At 71.4% G+C, this 15,161-nt stretch carries 16 protein-coding genes and 1 pseudogene; 5 read left to right on the top strand and 12 right to left on the bottom strand.

What is annotated here, in order from left to right:
- Nucleotides 1-114: 114 nt before the first annotated feature.
- From N5I75_RS36510 to N5I75_RS36495, 4 genes and pseudogenes are all read right to left on the bottom strand, one after another.
- Nucleotides 115-885, bottom strand: a complete 771-nt coding sequence (locus N5I75_RS36510) for a T4 family baseplate hub assembly chaperone (protein WP_476684466.1) — start codon at nt 883-885, stop codon at nt 115-117.
- 19 nt (nt 886-904) lie between these two features.
- Nucleotides 905-1,429 (bottom strand): phage tail protein, encoded by a 525-nt coding sequence (locus tag N5I75_RS36505; protein WP_476684465.1) that lies wholly within the window; start codon nt 1,427-1,429, stop codon nt 905-907.
- A gap of 83 nt (nt 1,430-1,512) precedes the next feature.
- A complete protein-coding gene (locus N5I75_RS36500; RefSeq protein WP_476684464.1) occupies nt 1,513-3,369 on the bottom strand; it encodes a phage tail sheath C-terminal domain-containing protein in 1,857 nt (618 codons plus the stop codon).
- Between the two features lie 353 nt (nt 3,370-3,722).
- Nucleotides 3,723-4,303 (bottom strand): annotated as a pseudogene (locus N5I75_RS36495) (rhodanese-like domain-containing protein).
- 73 nt (nt 4,304-4,376) lie between these two features.
- Between N5I75_RS36495 and N5I75_RS36490 the strand changes: the two are divergent.
- Complete coding sequence (locus N5I75_RS36490) at nt 4,377-4,658, top strand: metal-sensitive transcriptional regulator (protein WP_018845516.1); 282 nt, start codon at nt 4,377-4,379, stop codon at nt 4,656-4,658.
- A 61-nt stretch (nt 4,659-4,719) separates the two neighbouring features.
- Here the strand turns inward: N5I75_RS36490 and N5I75_RS36485 are convergent, their stop codons facing one another.
- From N5I75_RS36485 to N5I75_RS36460, 6 genes are all read right to left on the bottom strand, one after another.
- Nucleotides 4,720-5,472 (bottom strand): sulfite exporter TauE/SafE family protein, encoded by a 753-nt coding sequence (locus N5I75_RS36485; RefSeq protein ID WP_476684463.1) that lies wholly within the window; start codon nt 5,470-5,472, stop codon nt 4,720-4,722.
- Nucleotides 5,469-5,831 carry a rhodanese-like domain-containing protein gene (locus tag N5I75_RS36480; protein WP_476684462.1) on the bottom strand — a complete coding sequence of 121 codons (363 nt, stop codon included), beginning with the start codon at nt 5,829-5,831 and terminating at the stop codon, nt 5,469-5,471. The genes N5I75_RS36485 and N5I75_RS36480 overlap by 4 nt, the downstream gene beginning before the upstream one ends.
- A 40-nt stretch (nt 5,832-5,871) precedes the next feature.
- The gene (locus N5I75_RS36475; RefSeq protein WP_476684461.1) at nt 5,872-7,251 is read right to left on the bottom strand and encodes an MBL fold metallo-hydrolase; all 1,380 of its coding nucleotides are present in this window, start codon (nt 7,249-7,251) and stop codon (nt 5,872-5,874) included.
- A 637-nt stretch (nt 7,252-7,888) separates the two neighbouring features.
- Nucleotides 7,889-8,326 carry a hypothetical protein gene (locus N5I75_RS36470; protein WP_476684460.1) on the bottom strand — a complete coding sequence of 146 codons (438 nt, stop codon included), beginning with the start codon at nt 8,324-8,326 and terminating at the stop codon, nt 7,889-7,891.
- 118 nt (nt 8,327-8,444) lie between these two features.
- On the bottom strand, nt 8,445-9,359 hold the full coding sequence (gene sigJ, locus N5I75_RS36465) for an RNA polymerase sigma factor SigJ (RefSeq protein ID WP_476684459.1): 915 nt from the start codon (nt 9,357-9,359) through the stop codon (nt 8,445-8,447).
- Nucleotides 9,360-9,366: 7 nt separating this feature from the next.
- Nucleotides 9,367-9,792 carry a hypothetical protein gene (locus tag N5I75_RS36460; RefSeq protein ID WP_476684458.1) on the bottom strand — a complete coding sequence of 142 codons (426 nt, stop codon included), beginning with the start codon at nt 9,790-9,792 and terminating at the stop codon, nt 9,367-9,369.
- A gap of 411 nt (nt 9,793-10,203) precedes the next feature.
- Here N5I75_RS36460 and N5I75_RS36455 point away from each other — a divergent pair, with 411 nt between their 5' ends.
- Complete coding sequence (locus N5I75_RS36455; RefSeq protein WP_476684457.1) at nt 10,204-11,139, top strand: trypsin-like serine peptidase; 936 nt, start codon at nt 10,204-10,206, stop codon at nt 11,137-11,139.
- 10 nt (nt 11,140-11,149) lie between these two features.
- Nucleotides 11,150-11,452 carry a carboxypeptidase-like regulatory domain-containing protein gene (locus N5I75_RS36450; RefSeq protein WP_476684456.1) on the top strand — a complete coding sequence of 101 codons (303 nt, stop codon included), beginning with the start codon at nt 11,150-11,152 and terminating at the stop codon, nt 11,450-11,452.
- A gap of 21 nt (nt 11,453-11,473) precedes the next feature.
- Here N5I75_RS36450 and N5I75_RS36445 read toward each other — a convergent pair whose 3' ends face one another.
- Entirely contained in the window at nt 11,474-12,106 is a 633-nt protein-coding gene (locus N5I75_RS36445) for a dienelactone hydrolase family protein (RefSeq protein ID WP_476684455.1), read from the bottom strand.
- A gap of 27 nt (nt 12,107-12,133) precedes the next feature.
- On the bottom strand, nt 12,134-13,420 hold the full coding sequence (locus tag N5I75_RS36440) for a prolyl oligopeptidase family serine peptidase (RefSeq protein ID WP_476684454.1): 1,287 nt from the start codon (nt 13,418-13,420) through the stop codon (nt 12,134-12,136).
- A gap of 357 nt (nt 13,421-13,777) precedes the next feature.
- Here N5I75_RS36440 and N5I75_RS36435 point away from each other — a divergent pair, with 357 nt between their 5' ends.
- Entirely contained in the window at nt 13,778-14,062 is a 285-nt protein-coding gene (locus N5I75_RS36435) for a polyprenyl synthetase (protein ID WP_476684453.1), read from the top strand.
- Nucleotides 14,055-15,107, top strand: a complete 1,053-nt coding sequence (locus N5I75_RS36430; protein ID WP_476684452.1) for a polyprenyl synthetase family protein — start codon at nt 14,055-14,057, stop codon at nt 15,105-15,107. Before N5I75_RS36435 ends, N5I75_RS36430 begins: the two co-directional genes overlap by 8 nt.
- Nucleotides 15,108-15,161 lie beyond the last annotated feature (54 nt).

Raw genomic sequence — 15,161 nt, 5'->3', positions numbered from 1 at the left:
TCGATGCGTTCGAAGGGTCCGGGCAGGCGGGGGCGCACCCGCACCACGTCCGGCGCGCCGTCACCGGTGGCGCGGGGCGGCGGGCCGCCGCGTGCGAGGAGCCGGTCGAAGTAGTCAGCCATCAGCGCACAGCTCCAGGTAGTAGCGGCGCCGCAGCGGGCTAAGCGCCAGGATCTCCGGCTCGCTCCAGCCGTACGCGGTGGCGAGCAGATGGACGTCGAGGAGGGTGTCGCGGGCCCAGGCGTCCAGTTCGGTCCACAGGTAGGAGGCGATGTCCAGCTGGGCCCTAGTGGTGCGGCCGCATTCGGGGCAGGCGACGTTGAGCAGCACGTCGGCGCCGGGGTCGGCCTGTGCGGCAGCCTCGGCCACGCGGTGCCGGACTTGTTCGGGCAGCAGTGCGGGCAGGTCGTCGGCCGTGACCGGCGCTCCGTCCCGTTCGGCGGTGAGGACGCACCGGGCGATCAGGAGGGAGCGGGCGTGGTCGGGGTGGTGCGGGTTCGCGGCCTCCACCGCGGCGAGGTCACCTGCGGTGGGCAGCCGGAAGGTGACGGCCCAGCCGTCCTGCTCTATGCGCAGCTGTCCTTCCCGACCCGCCGACTCCCATGGGTGTGGGGCCGGTCCGGTGAGGGTGGCGGGGTCGAAGTCGAACTCCATCTCCTCCGCGCACTCCCCGCACTCGACACGTACCGCGAGGCGGTCGCCGAAGAGGGACCTGCGCAGGGCGAACAGGTCGGCGTCGCGCTGCCCCACCGGCGCCGAGAGCAGTTCCTCGGTGCCCGAGCCGGGCCGTGCGACGCCGTGCAGCAGCAGGGCCCGGCCGCCGTGCCCGGCCGTGAGGCCCTCCTCCCACGCGGCGAGAAGGGCCGCTGGTCCCGTGCGCTCCATGCCGGCTGCCCCGTGTTCCTCACGCCGGCTGGGTGAAGACGGGCTCTTCCGGTTCCGGCACCTCGTAGTCCCGTTCCCAGCCCTCGCACTCCAGCTTCAGGCTCTGGATGGCGACCGCGTTGGCGTTCGCGTCCAGTTCGCCGAGGACCTGGTACTCGCTCGGCCAGGCCCGGTACAGCTTGTGCGCCACGGCGACCTGGCCCGCCTCGTTCAGGACCTGCACGACGATGTCCTTGCGGAAGTCGCGCAGGGACACCTCGGCGCCGATCCCCGCGCCGACCTGCCACACCTTGTTGGCCCAGCGGTCGAACTCGGGGTCGTGGGTGACCCCGCGCTCCAGCGTGACCGCCTCGAACTCGGTGCGGCCGGGCGACTTGCGCGGCGAGCTGGGGTCGCCGCCGTGCCGGTGCTTGACGACCTCGGTGGTGCGCTTGAGCGGGCTGATCTTGCTGACGCCCGCGACGACGCGCCCGTCCCACAGGACGAGGAACTTGAAGTTCTTGTACGGGTCGAACCGCTGCGCGTTGACCGTGAACTCGGCCATGGAGCTCCTATGCCTCTCGTGCCTGTGCGCCGGGGAACCACTGGAGGGTGCCGGGCTCGGTCTCCGTCTGTGCCGGGCTCGGTCTAGGTCTGGATCTGTCCGGCCATCTGCTCGATCTTCACGATCACGAACTCCGCGGGCTTGAGCGGCGCGAAGCCGACCACGATGTTGACCACGCCCCGGTTGATGTCGTCCTGGGTGGTGGTGTCCTTGTCCGCCTTGACGAAGTACGCCTCCCGGGCGGAGGTGCCCTGGAAGGCGCCCTGCCGGAACAGCGTGTGCAGGAACGCGCCGACGTTCAGCCGGATCTGCGCCCACAGCCGCTCGTCGTTGGGCTCGAAGACCACCCACTGGGTGCCCCGGTACAGGCTCTCCTCCAGCATCAGCGCGAGCCGGCGCACGGGGACGTACTTCCACTGCGAACCCAGCGCGTCGGCGCCGTCCAGGGTGCGGGCACCCCAGACGACCGGCCCCACCACGGGGAACGTCCGCAGGCAGTTGACGGCGACAGGGTTGAGCAGGCCGTTCTCCCGGTCGGTCATCGGGACGGTGAGGGCACGCACCCCGTTCAGGAGCGCCTCGGTGCCGGCCGGTGCCTTCCACACGCCGCGCTCGCTGTCGGTGCGCGCCATGATTCCGGCGATCGCGCCGGAGGGCGGGAAGCCGCGCAGCCGTCCGGTGAGCGGGTCGACCGCCTCCAACTGCGGGAAGTACAAGGCCGCGTGGTCGCTGCGGACGACGTCGAAGGCGGCGCGGCCCGCGCGGGCGGAGTCGATGTCCGTCCAGGAGGCGGGGGCGTCGACGAGCAGGAACATGCGCTTCTCGCGGCACAGCGCCTCGGCGGCCGAGATCACGGCGAGCGTGTCGTCGAGGTTGTCGTGCGCGGCGAGTTCGGGCAGGGAGAGGAGGTTGACGTCCTGGACCGCGCGCAGTGCGTGGATGCCGGTCTTGCCCGCCTCGCTGCCGATGAGGTCGGAGGGGCCGGGAGCGCCGCCGTCGACGCCGCCGCCGAGCAGGAAGACGGGCGGGTTCACCGACCCTTCGAGCCCGAGGTCGTTGGCGTTCTCCCCGGTGAAGCGGACGGTGTCGGCCGGGTCCTCGGAGCCCGCGACGACTTGCAGCCGCTGGTCGAAGGAGGTGGCCCGGGCACCGGCGAAGACCCGCTTGCCCGGCAGGTCGGGCAGGGACCTCAGCTTGCGTTCCAGGAGCAGCGCCAGCGCGGTCATGGTGGGCGGCGGAGTCGCCCCGTCCTTTTCCGCGTCGTAGATCTTGAATGTGTGCGCCTTTTCGCCGATCTTCACATCGACGGCTTTCGAAAGGACTTCGGCGGTCGGCACGCTGTCGAACTTCTTGGAGACCGTGCCCACCGGATCGGGCCGCCCGTCACCGTTCAGCACTTTCACCCGGATCACCGCGGAGCCGGAATTGACCTTGGAATCCGCGGAGTCGGGCCGGCCCTGACCTGTACCGATTCCGTTGAATGTCTCGCGGACACTTCCGGTGGCGTCGAACACTTGTAGGTTGTACGTGTTTCCGGGCGCGGGGGTGTCGTGGTCGACGGCGACACGCAACCCCGAGGCCCAGGCGCCGGGCTCCTTCGCGGTGATCTCCAGTACGTCGCCCGCGGGAGTGATCTCGGCCGAGGACAGCGTCGCCGCGGCCGCCTTCCCGCTGCCCGAGTCGACCCGTACGACGACGGCGACGGAGCCCCCGTTGAGGAAGAACTGCTGCACAGCGTGGCCGACAGCGCTGTCGGGGTCGAGCCCGCCGAAGCGGCGCTCGTAGTCGGCGAAGCTCGTGATCGTGACGGCGCTGTTCAGCGGGCCGCGCCGGGTCCTGCCGACGAAGGCGCACACCGAGGTCGTGACGGCGGTGATGGTACGGACACTGCTGGGAAGCTCTTCGACGTACACGCCCGGATAAGTCGGAAGCGTCGGCATTCCCCCTCCATTCCCGATCAACGGCAGGAGACATGCCATGGGCCGCACGGCATCATGCGCCTGCGGCTTTTTGATCTCCTGGAACATCAGGCACACAAAGCCACAGACATATTCTCCGGAATGAGTGAATCATGCTCCAGCGAAACACAAGATGGCTGGATCAATACGTGGCCACCTGCGCCTCAGCTGACACTTGACTCAAATCACGCGCATCAGCGGGCAATAGCGGAATCGATCCTTCATTCCGGAACGACTTCAGCGGAATGGACCCACTCGCATAAATGCGAAAATCCCATTCGTCGCGAGAGCGGTGCGCCCGGCCACGGCGGCGGTGACCGGGCGGCACTTCGCTGTCAGCCGTTCAGGGCGGCGAGGGTGGCGTCCAGGTCGGTGGGCTTGGGGCGGTTGTGGGGGAGCTTGGCCAGGGCGTTGGCCATCGCGCAGGTATTGGTGAGGGCCGAGAGGACCAGGCCGCCCGCGACGCCTGCGGAGAGCCAGCGGGCCGCGGCCCGGCGTCGGCCGGCGATGAGGCCGGTCAGGACGAGGGAGCCGGCGGCGAGGCGGACCTGTCGGTCCATGGCCCAGGGGGCCGAGGTGTCGGCGGGGCGATCGGTGGCGTGGCCCAGTTGCGTCCAGGCCGTGGTTCCGCCGGTAAGGGTGGCCGCGGCGATGCCCTGCTCGGCCAGGCGCCGGCAGGCGGTCGCGGAGCGGGCCCCGGAGGCGCACACGACGAGGAGGTCGCCTCGGTCCGCGGCGGTCCGCAGCGCCGGGAGGGCGGTGTCGAGGTGGTCAAGGGGATGTTGTGGGCGCCGGGGAGGTGGCCGGAGGCGTACTCGCCAGGAGTGCGCACGTCGACGACGGTCAGTTCGTGCAGGCGGGCGTGGGCCTGCTCGGCGGTGAGCGTGCTGGTGGCGGTGCTGGGTGTCACAGGGATTTTTCCTTGCTCAATCAGAGTTGCCCCCTTCGGTAAGATACCCGCTGGGGTATAGCGAAGGAGTGTGTGGGTCGTGGAACTGGCGATGGCGGCTGAGGAACTGAAGACGGTGGTCAACCGGTTGCGCCGGGCGCAGGGCCAGATCGCCGGTGTGATCAAGATGATCGAGGAGGGGCGGGACTGCGAGGACGTCGTCACGCAACTCGCGGCGGCGTCCCGCGCTCTGGACAAGGCGGGTTTCGCGATCATCGCGACGGGTCTGCAGCACTGCCTGACCGACGCGGACATGGCCGCTTCCGGTGACCGGGAGCAGATGCGCGCCCGGTTGGAGAAGCTGTTCCTGTCCTTGGCCTGACGCTGGGGAGTCGGCCTTGGCGCGACCCCCGATCCGCGCCGGGGCCCACTCGCCCGCCACGTCAGACAATGGCGTCGACCAGCATGAACGCCGACACCGCAAGCAGCACGACCGCGAAGGTCCGCTGCAACAGCCCGCCGGTGACCTTGGCGGCCAGGCGTCGGCCGTCCCACGCGCCGAGGATCGCCGCCCCGGTGAAGGGCCCGATCACCGCCCAGTCGACACCCGCGGTGGTGGCGCCGCGGGTTGCCAGGGAGGCGAGCGAGTTCGCCGAGATAGCCAGGAGGCTGGTACCGACCGCGGCCCGCATCTCGAACGCCAGCACGGTGACCAGCGCGGGGACGGCGAGGAACCCCCCACCGACGCCGAGCAGCCCGGTCAGCGCGCCCAGCCCGGCACCCGTGCCGACCGCCTTCACCGGCCCCGCCCCTCCGACCGCAGGACCGGAGTCGGCGCGGCCGGGGCGGAGCATCCTGACGGCGGCGAGCGCGGCGACGACCGAGAACGCGGCGGTCAGCACAGGCTGCGGCACGCGGGACGCGGCGGCTCCCGCCAAGGCGGCGGGCACGAGCCCGGCCGCGGCGAACAGGGCTCCCGCCTTCCAGCGGACATTGCCGGTACGGGCGTGGGCGTACAAGGCGGTGAGTGAGGTGGCGGTCACGATGATCAGGCTCGCGGTGGTGGCGGCGGCCGGGGTGAACCCGAGCAGGTAGATCAGCGCGGGCACCGCCAGGACGCTGCCGCCCCCGCCCAGCGCGCCGAGCGCGAGTCCGACCACGGCCCCCGCTGCCAGGGCGAGGATCAGCGCACTCACGCTATGACACCGTCGCCGCCGCCCGGCCCGATGACCGGCAGCCCCGCGCCTGCCCATGCGGTCATGCCACCGGTCACGTCCGTGGTCTGGACGCCGCGTCCGGCCAGCAGCTTCGCTGCCTGCTGGGAGCGGTGACCGGAGCGGCAGATCGCGACCACCGGCCGGTCCTGCGCGGCTGCGGGGAGCGGCGCCCCGGCCCTCAGCCGGGAGAGTGGAAGGTGCAGCGCGCCGGGCGCGTGCCCGGCGTCCCACTCGGGTGTCTCGCGGACGTCAAGGAGGACGGCGGCGCCGTCGGTGACCTGCCGCTGGGCCTGCTCAGGGGTGAGACGGCCGGGGCCGCGGCGAAGAAGCGCACACATGTTCAAGAGCTTTCGTGCAGAGGACGCGGGAGAGGGTGTGTCAGTCGGTGCCCGGTGCGGGCCGGGCGAGGGCCAGCCCCGCCTCACCGGCCGCGTCGAAGCCGTCGTCGACGGCGACCACGTCACGCCCCGCGGCGTCGAGCAGGGAGGCGGCGATCGCGGCGCGCATACCGCCCGCGCAGTGCACCCACACGGTCCCGTCCGGCACCTCGCCGATGCGGCCGTGCACCTCATGCACGGGTATGTGGACCGAGCCGTCGATGAAGCCGCCCGCGCGCTCGGAGTTCCGGCGCACGTCAAGCACCACCATCTGCTCGCCGCGCCCGCGCGCGGCGGCGAGGTCGGCGAAGCGGGCACGCGGGAAGGAGGCCGGCTCCTCGCCCGCGCGGACCCAGGTGACCGGGTCACCGGTGGAGGCGGCGGCCGGCCGGTCGATGCCCACCCGCGCCAGCTCCCGCTGCGCGTCGGCGATCTGCTCCGGGGTGTCGGCCAGCAAGGTGACGGGCTTGCCCCACGGGCTCAGCCAGGCCAGGTAGGTGGCGAGCTTGCCGTCGCCCTCGAAGTTGAACGACCCGGCCACGTGTCCGTCGGCGAAGGCCATCCGACTGCGCAGGTCCACCACCCACTCCCCCGCGGCCAGCCGGGAGGCGATCTCCTCCGCGTCCGCACGCTCGGGCGGGGTGAGGTCGACCGGTGCGGGGCCCGCGGCGTTGGCCGGACCCATGTGCGCGTAGTAGGCGGGTACGTCGTCGAGGCCGGCGAGCAGCCGCTCGACGAAGGTGTCCACGTCGAGGGTCAGCGCGTCGTTGGTCCTGCGCTCCTTGCCGATGGTCGTCGCGTCCCCGTCGGCCTGCGAGGAGGAGCAGAAGCTGCCGAACCCGTGGGTGGGCAGCACCGGCACCTCGTCGTCCAGCTCGTCGGCGAGACGGTGCGCGGAGGCGTGCTGGGCCCGGGCCAGCTGCTCGGTCAGCCGCGGTTCGACGAGGTCCGGACGGCCGACGGTGCCGATGAGGAGCCAGCCGCCGGTGAACGCCGCCACGCCGCGTCCTTCCTCGGTCAGGGCGTACGAGGTGTGGTGCGGGGTGTGCCCGGGGGTGGCGACGGCGCGCAGCACGAGCCCTTCGTCGACCGTCACCGTGTCGCCGTCGGCGACGGGGGTATGGGCGAACGACACGTGCGCCCCGGCCGGAACCAGGTACGCGGCGCCGGTGACACGGGCCAGCTCCAGGCCGCCGGTGACGTAGTCGTTGTGCACGTGGGTCTCGGCCACGTATGCGATGCAGACTCCGCGGCGGGCCGCGGCGGCGATGACCCGGTCGATGTCGCGCGGCGGATCGATGACCACCGCGGCACCGGTCCCGCCCGCCAGGTAGCTGCGGTTGCCCAGACCTTCGAGTTCCAGGGTGTCGACGAAGAACACGACGTACGACTCCTTTCCAACGGTGTGACGATGTACCCCGGGGGGTATCTGTTTCCCACCCTAACAGGGATACCCCAGGGGGTATTCCGAGACCGCAATCCAACACCGCACAACACACACCGAACCCGACACAGCCCCGCCCCCCTCCCCCTGAAGCACCGCGGAGACCCACTTCTGGAAGACTCCCGACCCGGCGGAGAGTTCGGGGGGCTGCCCCCTCTGGTGGCCCGCGGACGAGCCGTGGCCGGTCAGCACGAGTGCGCACCGCAAGAACGCGGGACGCCGGCTGCCGGAGCTGCGTGAGGCGCGGCGCGTCCTGAACGCGGCATGGGCCCGCGACCCCGAGCGTGGGCCGAGTGACGCGGATCGCGAGACGCTCCGGCGCCTGGAGCGGCGGGTGCGGGCGGTGCCCGGTATCGCGGACGAGGATCCGATCCCGCTCCTCGCGGCCGCGCAGCTGTTCGCCCGGGACATACCTGACCTGCCAGCAGGGCCGGGCGGCGCGGACCTGACTTGCAGAACGTCGCTACGCCTCGGCGCCATCCGTGGACGGGCCCACATAGGCCGAAGCGCCGCCAGGTCCATGCCATGAGGGCGCTGGGCGCGGGCGGGGGACGGCCGCGCGTGCGAGGCGAGGTCAGCTTTCGCTGCTCTGCCGCCTCAGATACAGCGTCTTCCCGTACGGCTGGCCGAGCCAGATCTTCGGGCTGCCGAGCAGATCCATGTTGTCGAAGGTGACGCGGTCGGGCCCGTCCGGATTGACCACGACCGTGACGCGCTCCACCTGCCAGCCGGGGTACTGGCCCTCCGGTTCGAGGCGGATGTACGTCGGATGGGCGGCGAGGTTCTCCGTGTGCAGTTGCGGCTTGTGCGGGTCGTTGTACTCCGCGTCTTCGACGTTGGCCCCGTCGCCCAGGATGTAGGTGTCGTCCGAGCGCGGTTGCGTGTCGTCGATGTCGGGGCGGGCGAGGACGAACTCACGTCCGGCGATACCGAGGTAGACCCTGCCGTAGGTCCCGGCGTTGGGGTCGTCTCCCGTGGTGACCTGCGCGCTGATCTTGACAATGTGCGACATCGTCTTCCCTTCTTCCTTCGGATGCGCGAGTGCGCGAGTGCGGTGCAACCACGGGATTCCCTCGTTGGTCGCGCGCGAGTACGGAAGAAGGGCAGAGTTGTACGGTGTGTCCGAACCGCTAGCCGGTCCACGCACGCAGCTTGTCCGGGTTGACCACCAGCCACAGGTCGGTGATCAGACCTTCGCGGATGCCCATGGACAGGACGGCGACGGTCACGCCGGCGATGCGGACGGCCAGGCCCGGGGCGCCGTTGACATCGTCCTCGACGAGCTCGACCTCCGGTTCCTGGCGCAAAAGTCCGAGGACCAGGCGGGCCACCTTGTCCTGTCCGAGTACGGGACGCAGCGCCGCCCGCACCTTGCCGCCGCCGTCGCTGCGGGACGCGACACCGGGGTCGAGCAGATCGACGAGCGCGCCGAGGTCACCCGTCTCGCACGCCTCACGGAAGGCGGTCACGACCCGTCGGTGCTCCTGCGCCGTACCGCTGCCGGCGCGTTCGCGGGCGAGGCGTCTGCGGGCGGAGGAGGCGAGCTGGCGGCAGGCCGCGGGGGTGCGCCCCACCGTCTCGGCGATCTCCGTGAACGGCACCCCGAAGACGTCGTGCAGGACGAACGCGACGCGTTCCGCGGGCGTGGCCGTCTCCAGGACGACGAGCATGCCCATGCTGACGGATTCGTCGAGGGTGATCCGGTCGGCCGGGTCGCCCGCGTCCGCGGCGCCGGTGCTGCTCCACGTGGCGCTGTTCCGGACGGGTTCGGGCAGCCACTCACCCGTGTAGCGCTCCCTGCGCACCCGCGCGGAAGCGAGGTGATCGAGGCAGACGCGCGAGGCGACCCGGGTCAGCCACGCCTCGGGGGCCGCGATCGCCTCCCGGTCCTCGTCGGGGAGGGCGTACCAGCGCGCGTACGTCTCCTGGACGATGTCCTCGGCCTCCTGGACGGAGCCGAGCATCCGGTAGCCGAGATTGAGCAGGCGCCGCCGCTCGGCCAGGAGGGAGCCGAGGGTGGGGTCGGAGCCGGGCGGCGTGGGCATGTGCTCGTCATTCCCTTCCGGAGGGTTCGGCGGGGCCGAGCGGCACCAGGAGCAGAGCGGACAGGAGCACGAGCGCGGACAGGGTCACGGCGTTGAGGACCTGGTCGCGCGTCCCGTACATGCCGAGATGTTGTACGTGATAGCTGAAGTGGAGCACGTTGAACACCAGCCACACCGCGCCCGCGATCTGGACCAGCCGATTGTTGCGCACGTCCCGCAGAGTGATGAGCGTCAGCGCGGCCAGCGCCAGGAACATCGCTCCGGTGTCCTTGGCGAGGTGTTCGTTGTACGGGCCCAGCTGCGGAAGCCAGCTCATTCCGAACCCGGGGAAGTCCGCATGCCACGCCTCGGGCGCGAAGTAGGCCCACGCACCCGTGTACAGGGCGGTGACGACCAGCACGCCGAGACAGCCGTAACGCAATTTCGTGTTCATGCCTCTCTGACGAGACAGCGCGTTCCGATGTGAGGTCCGGCCGGCTGCCCGTCCGGGTCGGGACCGGCCGGCGCCGGCTTGAGCCACGTCCGTCGTGCGGAGGACGGGGCACGACGGCCGCCGAGGGGCTGTTGGGACCCGGCCCGTGCGTGCACGGTGAGGCGGCTCGGACGGCTGTCACCTGGCGCGTCGGCTGGGCCCGTGGAGCCCGCGGCCCGACGCCGGACGAAGCAGTCCGACGGGTGGCCCGCGCCCCCGGCGAGTCGGCGCAAAAGGTTCATTGCGGCATGTGTCCGACGGCAGTAGAAGGGGTTACCAGAAGGGGGCATCACCTCAGAACGTTGCGGCCGCGGCGTCCAGCAAGGCAGCACATCGCAGCTCTCAGAGACCAGAGAAGCAAGGTGATCACGCATGCCGCAGGACCCGCACAGCGCAGTGAGCAACGAGCCCGAGGACGGCGCCACCTCCATCGCCGCCGAGCAGGAAGCGGTGCTCCAGCCCGCCTCCCAGGGAACGGCGGGCACCCCCCAGCACGCGACGGACGAGGGCCTGGAGTTCATCGAGGGCTACCGCCGCCCGGAGCACTTCGCGCCGGAGGCGTGGTCGGCGCCGACCGCCATGCTGCCCGACATCGGCGAGGCGTCGTTCGGTCCGCCGCCCCCGGCCGCGGAGACCGTGCACGGACCCGACGACCGCGTCCAGATCGCCGGCACCAGCGTGTATCCGTGGCGGGTGCACTGCTATCTGCTGATCACGGCCCGCGACAACACGCTCTACCAGGGCACCGGCTGGCTGCTCGGTCCGCACACGCTCGCCACCGCGGGCCACTGCGTCTACATCAAGGGCAGCGGTGTGGCGGACAGGGACGGCTGGGTCAAGAGCATCCAGGTCATGCCGGGACGCAGCGGCGCCTCACTGCCGTACGGCAGTATCACCTGCACCAGCTTCCGCTCCGTGCTCGGCTGGACGAACGACGGCGACGAGAACTTCGACTACGGGGCCATCATCACGCCGAACAACATCGGCGACACCGTGGGCTGGTTCGGCTTCGGCGTGTACTCGGACTCCGACCTGCTGAAGACGACCGGCAACATCGCAGGCTACCCGGGCGACAAGCCCTCGGGCACACTCTGGTACGCGGCACGCGGGGTCGACTCGGTCGCCGCGCGCAAGGTGTACTACGACATCGACACGGCCGGTGGGCAGAGCGGCAGCTCCGTCTACCGCATCGACAGCAACAACAACCGCTACGGCTTCGCCATCCACGCCTACGGCGGCTCCCGGGTGAACTCCGGCACGCGGTTCACCACCCCGGTCTTCAACAACTACGTGGCATGGAAGGCGTGAGCCGACCCCTATGAGCGGCAGCAACTCCGCGGTGGAGATCACCGGTGTCGTCCGGGACGCCTCGGGCGCACCGGTGGCCGGCGCGCGGGTCCTGTTCACCGAGGGGCCCCGGCCGCTGCCGGACATCGCTGCCCTGACGGACGCCGAAGGACGCTTCTCCCTCGGCGCCCCGTCCCCGGGGGCGTACACCCTCACGTGCCGGGCGGACCCGCTCATAGGTGCGTCCGGCACGGCCGAGGCCACCGTCTCCGTGCACCCGGCCGGCCCGGCCGCGACGGCGGGCCCGATCCGGGTGGACCTGACGCTGGGCTGAGCAGGCAGCCGGTACGCGGGGCTACTCGACGCGGTCGAGAAAGTCGAGCACCCGCTGGGTGACCTGCGTCGCGGCGCGCTCGTCGTACGAGGGAAGGCTGCTGTCGGTGAACAGGTGGCTGTCACCGGGATACAGGAACAGTTCGGCGTCCGCCGCCGTCCCGACGAGCGCGCGAGCCGCGTCGACATCCCCCTCCCCGGCGAAGAACGCGTCCGCGTCCATGCCGTGGACCTGGACGGGTACGCCCTCGGGCCAGCCCGTGCCGAACTCCGCGACGGGGACGCACGCCTCGATCAGCACCGCGCCCTTCGCCCCGGGACGGGTCTGGGCCAGCTTCTGCGCCGGCAGGACACCCAGCGAGAACCCCACATGAACGAGGCCCTCGGGCAGCTCCTCGGCGGCGGCGGTTCCGCGATCGGTGATCGCGGCGAACCCGACGCTCTCGGCGTGGGCCACGCCGTCACCGAGGCTGTCGAAGACCCGCCCCTCGAACAGGTCCGGGAGGTGGACGGTGTGCCCGGCCCGCCGCAATCGCTCGCCGAACCCACGGATGCCCGCGGTCAGCCCGCACCCGTGGTGGAAGACCAGTACCTCGGCCATGTCGCTCCCCTCTGGACGCGGTACCCGGGTCGGTACCGCAGCCCGAGTATGCACCCCGGCACTGACATCGGCGGCCGGGTCTCAGCGCCGGTGCCGGGCGGCCATCCACTGCCAGATGTGCGTTCCGCCGATGCTGGGGTCGTTCCGTGCGACGTAGATCCACGAGAAGTGGCCGAGGTACTGGTGGCCGTCGCGTATGACGTGGTCGTAGAGCGTCAGCAGCGAGCCGGGGATGACGTCGTGCGCGTGCACGGTGTTGGCCTGCGCGTCGACGACGGGGTCGTCGGCCGAGGTGACGAGCCAGGTGGGGGTGGTGATCCGCGCCAGTTCGCTGTCGGGGAGCAGCGGTGCGCCTCCGGGCGGGAACGCCGTGACGATGCCGCAGATCGGCACGGCGGCCGCGAAGAGGGCAGGGTAGACGGTGGTCATCTTCATCGTCATGTAACCGCCGTTGCTGCAGCCCGCGACGTAGATCCGGTCGCGGTCGACGCGGTTGCCGCGCACGACCTCGTCGATGATCTCGTGGATGAGGGGGGCGAAGCGGGGGCCGTCCTCCATCCAGTAGGAGGTGCTCTGCGGGGCGAGGACGTAGGCGCCGTCGAAGATGTGCTGGGCCTCAGGGGTGGCGAAGCCCAGTGCCCCGCGGTTGGCCCGCAGGGTCGTCTCGTTGTCGTAGTAGTCGTTCGACAGCGAGGCGCCCTCGCCTCCGCCGTGCAGCCAGACGACCAGCGGACGCCTGTCCCTTCGGTCCCCTCGGGGGGCGCGGGAGCGGGTGGGTGAGTACAGCCAATACTTCATGCCCGAGCCGGAGACGTGGGAGCTGAACGCGTCGACCTCCGGGTCCGACAGCCGGGGGTCCTGCACGAACTCCTTGATGACGGCCGTCCGGTGGTCGCGCAACGGGATCGGGGCGCGCTGGGTGAGGGTGTAGGTGAGGTCGAGCAGGACGTTGCGGCCCTCGCGCGCGAGGTAGCCGAGCGTGCCGCCCCCGGCCTGGCCCTCGGCGTAGTCGAGTTCGAGCACGATGTCGCCGTGGCGGTCGAGCCGGACAGCGGTCACCGTGCGGTCGAGGTCGTACGCGCCCTGAAGGGTCTCACCGGCCGGGACGGGGAACGGGCTGGTGGCCCTGGCGTGCACGGCGAAGGTACGGGTGGTCAGCCCGGCCGGGTCGACCGGCCCGAGCCGGCCGGTCCTGAGGGTGATCGAGGTGACCTGTTCGCCGCCGTCGAGCACCTGGGCGTTCAGGGTGAAACGTACGGTGCGGGCGCCCTCACGGTCGTCGGCGTACGCGGCGACGCCGGGCAGGGACAGACCGGCGGCGCCCGCGCCGGCGGCCAGCAGGGTACGACGGTCGATACGTGTTGCCATGCGGACTCCTCGTGGGGCACCAGGGCCGAACCGTCATGAAGGGGACATGACATGTGTATCGGGAGGCATGCTACCGGCGCCCCCGCGCGGCGGACAGGTGCAGGACACCGCCGGTCGCCTCCTCGGAGAGGTCCGAGGCGAGCAGCGCCTCGGCGACCCCGGGGACGTGCCCGCTCGCGGGTCGGTGCCGTCGCGGGGCCGCGGCAGGCCGAAGAGAAGCGTTCGCCCCCGGTCAACCGAAGGGGTGGTTTACGGCGGACAGCCCCGCGCACCGGCCGCCGGTCGCGTGTCCTGGGAGCCGAACGGATCAAGGACATCCCTGGTACGGCCGTACCGGGGATGTCGGAGGGGGCTCGCATGACAACCGACGACAACCGTGGCCGACGCGCCGACGAGCGGGCGGTCTTACTCGCGGCGGGGCTGGCGGACCTGGCGGTGAGCGCCATCGGTTCGGCCGCCGGCACCGTCCAGCAACTGCTGCGCCGCTCCGACGCGCCCGACCTCGCGCGGGACGCCAAGGACGACCTGATGGCCCGGGGCCGTATCGCCCTGGACCGGTTCGCCACCCTCCCGCCCGCACACCTGGAAGTGCTCGCTCAGCAGGCCATCGCCCGGCGCGCGGCGACCGGTGGCGATGTCTGAGCGCTGGGACCGGAGCGGCTTCAAGGGCCGCGTCGACACTCTCCTCGCCGACTTTCTGTCCGAGGAGGCCGAGCGACTGCTCGCCGTCGACGCGTCGTTGGAGCCGGTGGCCGCCCAACTGCGCGGGGCGGCCGCCCACGGCAAACGACTACGGGCAGCCTTCTGCTACTGGGGCTGGCGCGCGGCCGGGCAGCCCGACAACGACGCCCTGCTGCGAGCGTCCGCCTCGATGGACCTGGTCCACGCGGCGGCGATCGTCCACGACGACCTCATCGACGACAGCCCGCTGCGCCACAACCGGCCCACCGCGCACATAGCGCTGCGCACCGCCGTCACCGGCCATCCGCGCGCGCATGACGCGGCCCGCTCCCTCGCCATGCTGGTCGGCGACCATCTCATGGCCCTGGCGGGGCAGTTGTTCGCCACCAGCGGTCTGCCCGCCGCGTATCTGGCCAGGGCGCGCCCCATGTGGTCCGAACTGGCGCGGGAGCTCATCGCGGGTGAATGCCTGGAGATCCTCAGCACCGGCGCCCCACCGGACGCCGACACGTCCCTGAAGGTCGTCCGCTACAAGACGGCGAAGTACACCGTCGAGCAGCCGCTCCTCATCGGCGCCCTGCTCGCCGGCGCCTCCCCCGGCCTGCGCGACGGACTCTCCGCGTACGGGCTGCCGCTGGGAGAGGCGTTCCAGTTGCGTGACGACCTGCTCGGCCTCTTCGGCGACTCCGGCAGCACCGGCAAGGCCGGCCTCGACGACATCCGGGGTCACCGGCCCACCACCTTGCTGGCCAAAGCGTGGGAGGTCGCCGATCCCGCTCAGCGCGCACACCTCACGCGGCTGCTGGGCCGTCACGACCTGACCGAGGCGGACCTGCGCACGGTCCGTGAGCTGATGCGCGACCTCAAGGCCCCGGAACGGGTCGAGGACCTGATCGCCACACGTGTGCACGAGGCCGTCCGCCGCCTCGACGGATGCGGCGCCACCGCTCAGGCCCGCCGCGCCCTGACCGACCTCGCGTACACGGCCACGGACCGCGACCACTGAACCACCCGGCCTCCGCGTTTTGCGGCCACCGGCCGCACCCCTTGCCGACCTTGA

The organism is Streptomyces sp. R818, assembly GCF_056172735.1.
Note: the sequence above shows the minus strand (reverse complement) of the source record. Positions and strands in the feature narration are given on the sequence as shown.

Bases quoted from the DNA above. Each gene is read 5' to 3' on its own strand.
- N5I75_RS36510 (WP_476684466.1), bottom strand. From the start codon at position 885: ATGGAGCGCACGGGACCAGCGGCCCTTCTCGCCGCGTGGGAGGAGGGC.
- N5I75_RS36505 (WP_476684465.1), bottom strand. From the start codon at position 1,429: ATGGCCGAGTTCACGGTCAACGCGCAGCGGTTCGACCCGTACAAGAAC.
- N5I75_RS36500 (WP_476684464.1), bottom strand. From the start codon at position 3,369: ATGCCGACGCTTCCGACTTATCCGGGCGTGTACGTCGAAGAGCTTCCC.
- N5I75_RS36480 (WP_476684462.1), bottom strand. From the start codon at position 5,831: ATGTGTGCGCTTCTTCGCCGCGGCCCCGGCCGTCTCACCCCTGAGCAG.
- N5I75_RS36470 (WP_476684460.1), bottom strand. From the start codon at position 8,326: ATGTCGCACATTGTCAAGATCAGCGCGCAGGTCACCACGGGAGACGAC.
- sigJ (WP_476684459.1), bottom strand. From the start codon at position 9,359: ATGCCCACGCCGCCCGGCTCCGACCCCACCCTCGGCTCCCTCCTGGCC.
- N5I75_RS36460 (WP_476684458.1), bottom strand. From the start codon at position 9,792: ATGAACACGAAATTGCGTTACGGCTGTCTCGGCGTGCTGGTCGTCACC.
- N5I75_RS36455 (WP_476684457.1), top strand. From the start codon at position 10,204: ATGCCGCAGGACCCGCACAGCGCAGTGAGCAACGAGCCCGAGGACGGC.
- N5I75_RS36450 (WP_476684456.1), top strand. From the start codon at position 11,150: ATGAGCGGCAGCAACTCCGCGGTGGAGATCACCGGTGTCGTCCGGGAC.
- N5I75_RS36440 (WP_476684454.1), bottom strand. From the start codon at position 13,420: ATGGCAACACGTATCGACCGTCGTACCCTGCTGGCCGCCGGCGCGGGC.
- N5I75_RS36435 (WP_476684453.1), top strand. From the start codon at position 13,778: ATGACAACCGACGACAACCGTGGCCGACGCGCCGACGAGCGGGCGGTC.
- N5I75_RS36430 (WP_476684452.1), top strand. From the start codon at position 14,055: ATGTCTGAGCGCTGGGACCGGAGCGGCTTCAAGGGCCGCGTCGACACT.